We start from the raw sequence: 7,142 nt of genomic DNA on the forward strand, positions 1-7,142 counted from the left end.
ATCCTGCGAAAGAGCTCGTGCCATCCATGCTGGCCTCCACATCCCAGCCAGCAGGATGAATCACAAACTCGCCCCGAAGGGAATCCCTCACCGAGTCAGTCGGAGCGGAAAACGCTCTAGGATCAGCAACCCGGCGCCGAGCATCTTCGTCGCCCGGGCCGCCGCTCCGGTGATGGTGTTGCTGATCAGCAGACGGATCGTGTCGTCGTAGAACGGCACACGCCGGTCGAGCGCTTCCAGGGCATGCTTCTGGAACAGTTGCGACAGCGCCGTGCCGGTGCCGTCGTCGGTGAGGCGCTTGTAGGCGCGGAAGGTGCCGACGGCTTCCTTGTTGATCGTCTCGAGCTCGTCCTTCGTGATCCGGACCTCGCCAATCGCTGCGCGCATCTCGCTCGTGTAATAGGCCATGCGCTCGAGGTTCTTTTCCATCATTTCGGCGAACAGCTCGTGTTTCCCGGTCAGCAGCGTGTCGAGCCGGTTACCGGCCTGCTGGGTAGCGGCGAGCAGGCCATCGGTGCCGGCTTCGGCGATCTCGATCGCCCTGAGCTGCCGATCGAACACGAAGGCGAACACCTTGAGCATCGCGACCATGAAAGAAACAGCACTATCGCGCTCGAGACCCTGATCACGGGTATATTCGAGCACCGCCATATATTCGGGCTCGGTCAGAAGCTGGCGGAGCAGCTCCTCGGCGGTCTTGCGGCGACCGGCGCCGTTGCCGCCGCTCACGCGATGTTCCAGGCGAAGTCGGCATCGAGCCCGAGCATGTCACGCACGCCATCGAGCTGCCCGGCCCAGGTCTCCAGCCAGCGGCGGACCGAGATACGCTCGGCGGCGTCGAGGAGCGCCGAGTGGATGGCTTCCGCGAAAGGTACCTTAAGCGCCTCGGCCCGCGCGAGGACGCCGGGGTTGAGCGCGGGCATGTCGAGCACCACGCCGCCCGCCTCCTCCAGCATCGCCTTGGAGCGGCCGCTGACCATCCGGCCGAACCGGTCGCAGAACTCGGGCGCATCCCACAGGACATAGTCGCTGGGCCTGCAGCCGAGCATCGAGCGCACGACGATATAGCGGGCAGCATCCCCGAACATGGCGATCGCCTCGGGCACCGCCGCGATCGAGGCGAGGTGCGGGGTCACCGGGATCATCACCACGAGATCGCGGCCGCACGCTTCGTTGTGCCGGACCCAGTCCTTCGCATCGAGATTTTCGGTTAGCGCCTTGAACGTGTTGATCGAGGCGGCCGGCCCGTCGAGGATCAGGAACCGGTCCTCGATCTCGGTCAGCGAGAACAGAGCGCCGCGCCGGGCGGGATCGAACAGGTCGATAGCCGGCACGCCGCGGTCGAGCGACTGCTCCTGCTTGATGTGGCCCTCCTCGTCGCGCTCGCCCATTTTGCTGATGGTGGTACCGGTCGAGCCGTCGAGATCGACCAGCACGGTTGTGAACGCGCTGCCGGCGCTCATCCGCAGCACGGTCGCGGTTGCCATGGCGAGGTGGCTGCCGCCGACCCCGCCCTTGTTCTTGATCGACAGGATGGTCTTGAGCCGCCGTCGGGCGGCTCGGTTGAGGGGAATGTTCGGTTCGGTAACGTAGTTCATGTGGTCAACTCCTTGGAGGGGTTACGCCCGGTCGGGCGGCAGCTTGGTGGGATCGACCCGGAAGGTGCGGGCCGGAGAGGGGGTCAGGGTCAGGTCTGGATTGGGCGGCGCACGCGCGACCTCGATGCCATCTGCTGGTGGTATGGTGGCCGCCGCAGGCGGCGGCGCTGCCGCGGGTACAACCGCGATCGACGCCTCGGCGACGATATCGGTGTCGCGCCTTGCTTCGGTGATCAGCGGCGTCGCGGTTTTGGTGGGAATGATCGCCGCCTGTCGTGTCCTCCTCTTCGGTCCTTCGGCCGGCAGCGGGGCCATCAGGCCTTCGTCGCGCAGGCGCTTGCGATAGCAGCGCAGCGTATCGGCGCTGATCGAATAGCCAGCTTTGGTGAGCACAACCGCGATCATGGCGTCGGTCCAACCGAGCTTGGCGCGAGCCTCGATATAGGTTGCGAGGGCCCGCACCGCGTCCATCAGCGATGGCCGCGCGGTGGGCGGCGAGGTCTGGTCCTCGCGCTCCAGTTTGCTTACGTCGGCGGAGAGCTTAGCGCCGTCCAATTCCTTACGTGGCATGATGGTGTACTCCGTGTTTTGACGGAGACACCCTCGCGATTTGATCGTCTCTAAACTTGGGACATTCTCAAATTTTGTCGCGCCACGTTACGTGATACGCGGGCTATCCGACGCTGTGTTCGGTGCAGCGACATGATGTCATGCCGCATGAACCTGCGACACGAGTTGGCACGCCACGCCATGCCACGTCCTGCCCGGGCTTGCCTCGAGAAGGGGTAGTTTTTGACACAGGATGCGGGTTCGCCTCTCGCGAACCCGGGTCGACCGGTCGCTCCGCCCGCCTGTGGCGGGTCTCGCAACCGTTTGCCGGCTGCGCCGTCATTGTCAGACGCATCGCTTGGATTGTGTCGGCAAATTACCGATATCCTTCGCCATGATCATCAAGCTAATCGACAAGAAGGAAGGGGCCAAAGGCGCGGACCGCTATGCCCGCGGCCTTGCCGCCTACATGGCCGACGCCGATCCGCGCCGGCTCCGGCCTGACGCGATCGGCCTCGATCATGGGCTGACCCTCTCATCCTATATGGGACGAATGGGCGAGATTGAGCGTGGGCGGAATGAGCCGCCTCGCGAACGAGTGCTTTATCGTTCCGCGCTCGTCAAAGGCGAGGGGCTCGAATGGGACGAAGGCGTCGCCGAGATGGAACGACGCCTGCGGGCGCGTAAGCGCCGGGTCAAAAAGCCCGTGCGCCACGCCGTATTGTCTTATCGTGCTGGTGAACATCCAACTGAAGATCAGTGCCACGAAGCAGTCGGCATGCTGGCAGAGGAACTTGGCTGCGAGGGAGCGGCGGTCCTGTGGGCCGCACACGCCGACACTGGCAATGTCCATATCCACGCACTGATAGTGACGGTTGATGCCGAGACTGGCGCGGCATTGCCGTTTGGGCAGGGAGCAGATAGCCGAGCCAACTATAAGGAGGCGATGCAGCGCGCCATTGCCCGCATCGAGCATGTACAGCAGTTGCAGAGCGAAGCTGGCGGTCGTTACGAGGTCAGAGACGGCCACGTCGTGCGCAGGCCCGCACCGGCACAGCAGGCGTCACCGATGCAGATACGCAAGCGCGCGCAGCTGCGCCAAGAGATAATCGCGTTTGAGAACCAGTCCGGGTTCAAGTCGTTCACCCGGCTCGCGCAAGAAGTCGCTGGACCAATTCTCGATGAAGCAAGGTCGTGGCACGACTTGCATCGCAACCTGGCCACGCAGGGACTGGGTATCCGGCCCACCGTCAATGGCGGTGAACTTTATGCCGGCGCTGACCGTGCCAAACTCAGCAATATTGACCGCCGACATAGCTGGACGCAGCTGATTAAGGCGGACCGGCTAGGCCGATACCTCGAACCGGAAGACCTTAAACCGGCGCCATACGAGCCCCGCATCCTCGACCATGACAAAGCCGCGGCCTGGCTGAAACGACAAGAACGGGAACAGGCGGTTTCATGGCGGATCGACCAGCGTGTGGCCTCGCTGCTTGCGGCACGCAACGTTGCCCTGGCCGAGATGCGCGCCAAAATCACCCACCATCGCGATGATCTCGCCGCGTTTGGGGGAGACCCACGCCTGCGCCGTGATATCGCCGCTGCGTGGCCGCGTATCGGCGCCGATGCGATTGCGTCGCTGAGCGCGGCATTCGACGTCCGCATCGCGGCTGTTCGCGCGTTGCGCAACGCAGCGGACGGCGTCGATGATCTCGACATGATTGACCTCGACGCCTTAGGCGCGCTCGATGCCGGCATCGCCATGCCGTGGCATGGCGGCCACGGTCCACCGCCTGTCGTCGCGATCGAAGGCTTTGACGCCGAGCGTAGGGGTAATGTCGTGCGCTACTGGACGCGGAACGACAGTAGCCGACGCCGACAACCGGCGCTAGTCGATGCCGGTGCCATCATCTGGGTCAACGATGTGTCCGACCGTGCCGTCGAGGCAGCTCTGACACTTGCGTACGCGCGGTTCGGTAGCGCCGCAGTGTTCGGAGACGCAGCCTACCTTGCACAATGCGCACGGGCCGCTGAGCGGCTAAACATCACCACAGAGACGATTACGGTTGCCGAAGCGCGGCGTCGTGCGCATCGGAAGCAACCGACACGCTTGGCAGAGCGACAGTATGCGCTTGACCGCTATGCTCGCCGCCAGGCTGACACTAAATCTGGGCGAAGGGCATGGGTGCGTGCCTATAAACGCGCGATCCCAGCGGATGACCTGACAGCGGCCTCGGGCGGCGCGGCTAGATTAAGTGACGTTCCACATCACTCGACGATCCCGACTTTACAGGCACAGGCGAATGAGACGCCCTCTCCCGCGGTCCTGCGACGGCGGGCGCCATCGCGCGAATCTGGGATCAGTTAGCGCGCGGCGCAATGCACGGCGCCGCAGCCTTTCGCACGGTTCTACGGACTTAACCCTCACCGCAATCTAGTCCGCCGCCCCTGATCAGGGGGCGCTTGAGCATGAGGAACATCTGTTTGAGCGGTTGCGCAAGGCCGACATCTATATGGGCGATTTCAAGGATGGCTCGTTTGGACTTGATCCATGCATGGCTGCCGCCTTGAGAATTGACGACGACTGGTTCGCACAACGCCACGTTCAACGGGCACTCAGCACCAACCGTGGCGAACAGTAAAAGGTGATCGCTTCAATGGGCGCTGATGACAACGCGATCCCGGCCTACGCGATCTGGTCGTGGCGACCGTCAACCTGAGCCGGGCGGCTGGCCGACCTGATGGCCACCAGAAATGAGAGCCGAGATCTGGGGGATCGTTAATCGAATGCCCCAACCGACTTGGACAAGGTCGGAATTATCTCTTTCGCTTTGAGCGCGCTCGCACCGGAAAGCGTGGAAAAGTGCGACGGCCCCTGCGGACAGACCAGTCTACAGCAGGTCGTGGAAAAGCCGGCACGGATCGGTCACGGCGCGCAGCGCTAGTAAATTTCAGAAAGGGCAGAAGTGATTGAAAGGGTGAAGAGGAAAAAAGTGGTGATGCGCCTTCAGGCGCAGAGCTGCTTCTCTTCTCATCCTTTCGATCCGTGCCCGCAGCCGCGGGCACGCTCATCTCAAGGAGATTTGCTATGCGGTCATTCTATCCGCAACGCCCGAGCGACGAGCATTCGGGCGATCATGTCGTCGTGCTCGACATCGAATCCATCGTCGAAACCGATCCCGAGGATGGCAGCTTTCCCAAATGGCCGCTTCACCGCCCGGTGGTCGCGTCGTTTCTGACAGCGAGGTTGCTCAAAGGCGGATACGATTTCCGACTTGATAGCATCGTCTGCCACCCGGGACGGGAGAGTGAGTTTTACGAAGCGGTCGACAAGTCGATGCCTGGCGGGGCAACAACGATCGGGTTCAATACACGTGGCTATGATCTTCCAGTGCTGCAGCTCGGAGCAATCGCCGAGCGCCGCTTCGGTCTTGAAGGCTTGTCGCGGCATGCGCGCGCGCATCGGTTCGGTCGCGATCATTGTGATCTCGCAGAGATGTACTCGCTTTACGGTGGCACCAAGCGCCCAAGCCTAGCAGAGATTTGCGATCGACTGCAGATCCCCTGCAAGACAAGCACCCACGGTAGCGATGTCGGTGACCTGTGGCGGTCCGGGCAGGTCGATGCGATCACGCGCTATTGCGAAGAGGATGTCGCGGCGACTTACCTCGCATGGCTGGCGTGGCATGCCTGGCGGCATAGCGACGAGACGCTGATGAGCCGTCCGCTGGCAGCGTTCGCACAGTGGATCGAAGCTTCTGCCGAACGCAAGCATCTGCTGCCATTTGCGACGTGTCCCAATGCTGCATGGGCACGACCACGCGCAGTGGCCAGCGACGTGGCCGCAGCGCTCAAGCGAGCGGAGCACCGCGTGCGGCTGGCGACCGACGAACGCGCGTTCGGTGGCAATCACGACCCATTCTGATCACTGACCATTCCGACCTGACCACCTGATCAATCCGGGGTCCCCCCGGAACTCCCGAATCTTCGCGTGCTTCATGCTGCCGGCTCTTCCGGCGGTGCGACGACGCGCGTCAACTCAAGGACATTGACATGACCAAGACCTGTTTCGTGACGCTTGCCGTCGCGACCATCGACGTTCCTGCCGCGCGTGACAGCGCGCTCCCCGCCACCAAGATCGTCGCCGCGATCGCGATGTTGGTCGCGAGGCGCGACGACGCTGGCGACTGGCATTTTGCTCTCGAGCGCCAAGCGATCGGCGCTGGCACTGGCGAAGACGCGCTGTTGACCTGGGCCACGCCACTCATGCCCGACGCCGGAACGGTGATCGGCTGGCAACTGCCTGATCGTGTGGTCGGTCCGTTGCTCGACGCGGCCGCGATCGGAGATGCCGATATCGGTCGAGACTTTCTCGACCGGATGATGGCGCTTGTCACCAGCCCGAGCATCGATCTGGCAATTGGCCATGGCGGCGCGGGTGCTCCCGATCTGGCGACCGTCTGCGCCGACAGACACATTGCTTTGTACTCGCAGTCAGCAGGACACATCGCCAGCGCCTGGTCGTTCGGCGAGCTGCAACCCCTGACCAATCAGGTTAGCTGCGAGGCGATTGCCGTCTGGCAGCTGTGGCTCGCCCAGAGCAATGGCCATGCCGCCGCGGCGAGCGATGCGTTTGCCGACTGGCTCGCCAATCAAAGCCTCTGACGATCGAGCGCTGATCACACGGTCAAACCAATCGCGCCGTCGTCAGCATCCCCACTCTCAAAATTGTCACCACGAAATCCTGCAGCAGGTCGCTGCTGGACCACCGGCCACATTCGGCCACGTCAAGGAGCCTACCCATGACCATCCATCAGGATCGTCCCTTCAACACTCGCTACGTCATCTGGAACAGCGTTAACGCTTATGGCCACGATATGCGGTCGACCCACCGCACCGCCAAATGCTCTTACTGGTATATCAACCGGATGACCGGCATCGACGAGGTCGGGCCGACCCCGGATTATGCAGCGCGCAACGACTTGGTCGATCGCG

At 63.0% G+C, this 7,142-nt stretch carries 6 protein-coding genes and 1 pseudogene; 4 read left to right on the forward strand and 3 right to left on the reverse strand.

Going from position 1 to position 7,142, the window contains the following annotated elements; genetic code table 11:
* Positions 1-87 precede the first annotated feature (87 nt).
* From ACM9ME_RS15170 to ACM9ME_RS15180, 3 genes are read right to left on the reverse strand one after another with little or no spacing between them, the layout of a single operon-like run.
* Positions 88-729 (reverse strand): hypothetical protein, encoded by a 642-nt coding sequence (locus ACM9ME_RS15170; RefSeq protein WP_415644301.1) that lies wholly within the window; start codon positions 727-729, stop codon positions 88-90.
* Positions 726-1,598, reverse strand: coding sequence for a hypothetical protein (locus tag ACM9ME_RS15175; RefSeq protein ID WP_415644302.1), 873 nt, complete (start codon positions 1,596-1,598; stop codon positions 726-728). The genes ACM9ME_RS15170 and ACM9ME_RS15175 overlap by 4 nt, the downstream gene beginning before the upstream one ends.
* 21 nt (positions 1,599-1,619) lie before the next feature.
* Positions 1,620-2,168, reverse strand: a complete 549-nt coding sequence (locus tag ACM9ME_RS15180) for a hypothetical protein (RefSeq protein ID WP_415644303.1) — start codon at positions 2,166-2,168, stop codon at positions 1,620-1,622.
* Positions 2,169-2,541: 373 nt separating this feature from the next.
* On the opposite strand from ACM9ME_RS15180, the gene ACM9ME_RS15185 reads away from it, so the two are divergent.
* The 4 genes and pseudogenes from ACM9ME_RS15185 to ACM9ME_RS15200 all read left to right on the forward strand — a co-directional run.
* The gene (locus ACM9ME_RS15185; RefSeq protein ID WP_415644304.1) at positions 2,542-4,515 is read left to right on the forward strand and encodes a relaxase/mobilization nuclease domain-containing protein; all 1,974 of its coding nucleotides are present in this window, start codon (positions 2,542-2,544) and stop codon (positions 4,513-4,515) included.
* 720 nt (positions 4,516-5,235) lie between these two features.
* Positions 5,236-6,072, forward strand: a complete 837-nt coding sequence (locus ACM9ME_RS15190; protein WP_415644305.1) for a 3'-5' exonuclease family protein — start codon at positions 5,236-5,238, stop codon at positions 6,070-6,072.
* A 128-nt stretch (positions 6,073-6,200) separates the two neighbouring features.
* Positions 6,201-6,812, forward strand: coding sequence for a hypothetical protein (locus tag ACM9ME_RS15195; RefSeq protein ID WP_415644306.1), 612 nt, complete (start codon positions 6,201-6,203; stop codon positions 6,810-6,812).
* A gap of 137 nt (positions 6,813-6,949) precedes the next feature.
* Positions 6,950-7,142: pseudogene (locus tag ACM9ME_RS15200) on the forward strand (MobA/MobL family protein); the annotation flags it as partial.

The organism is Sphingomonas antarctica, assembly GCF_965137005.1.
In the GTDB taxonomy this organism is placed as follows: Bacteria; Pseudomonadota; Alphaproteobacteria; order Sphingomonadales; family Sphingomonadaceae; genus Sphingomonas_O; species Sphingomonas_O antarctica.

What these genes read in the sequence shown, in the direction of transcription:
- ACM9ME_RS15180 (WP_415644303.1), bottom strand. Translation starts at nt 2,168, where the DNA reads ATGCCACGTAAGGAATTGGACGGCGCTAAGCTCTCCGCCGACGTAAGC.
- ACM9ME_RS15195 (WP_415644306.1), top strand. Translation starts at nt 6,201, where the DNA reads ATGACCAAGACCTGTTTCGTGACGCTTGCCGTCGCGACCATCGACGTT.
- ACM9ME_RS15190 (WP_415644305.1), top strand. Translation starts at nt 5,236, where the DNA reads ATGCGGTCATTCTATCCGCAACGCCCGAGCGACGAGCATTCGGGCGAT.
- ACM9ME_RS15175 (WP_415644302.1), bottom strand. Translation starts at nt 1,598, where the DNA reads ATGAACTACGTTACCGAACCGAACATTCCCCTCAACCGAGCCGCCCGA.
- ACM9ME_RS15185 (WP_415644304.1), top strand. Translation starts at nt 2,542, where the DNA reads ATGATCATCAAGCTAATCGACAAGAAGGAAGGGGCCAAAGGCGCGGAC.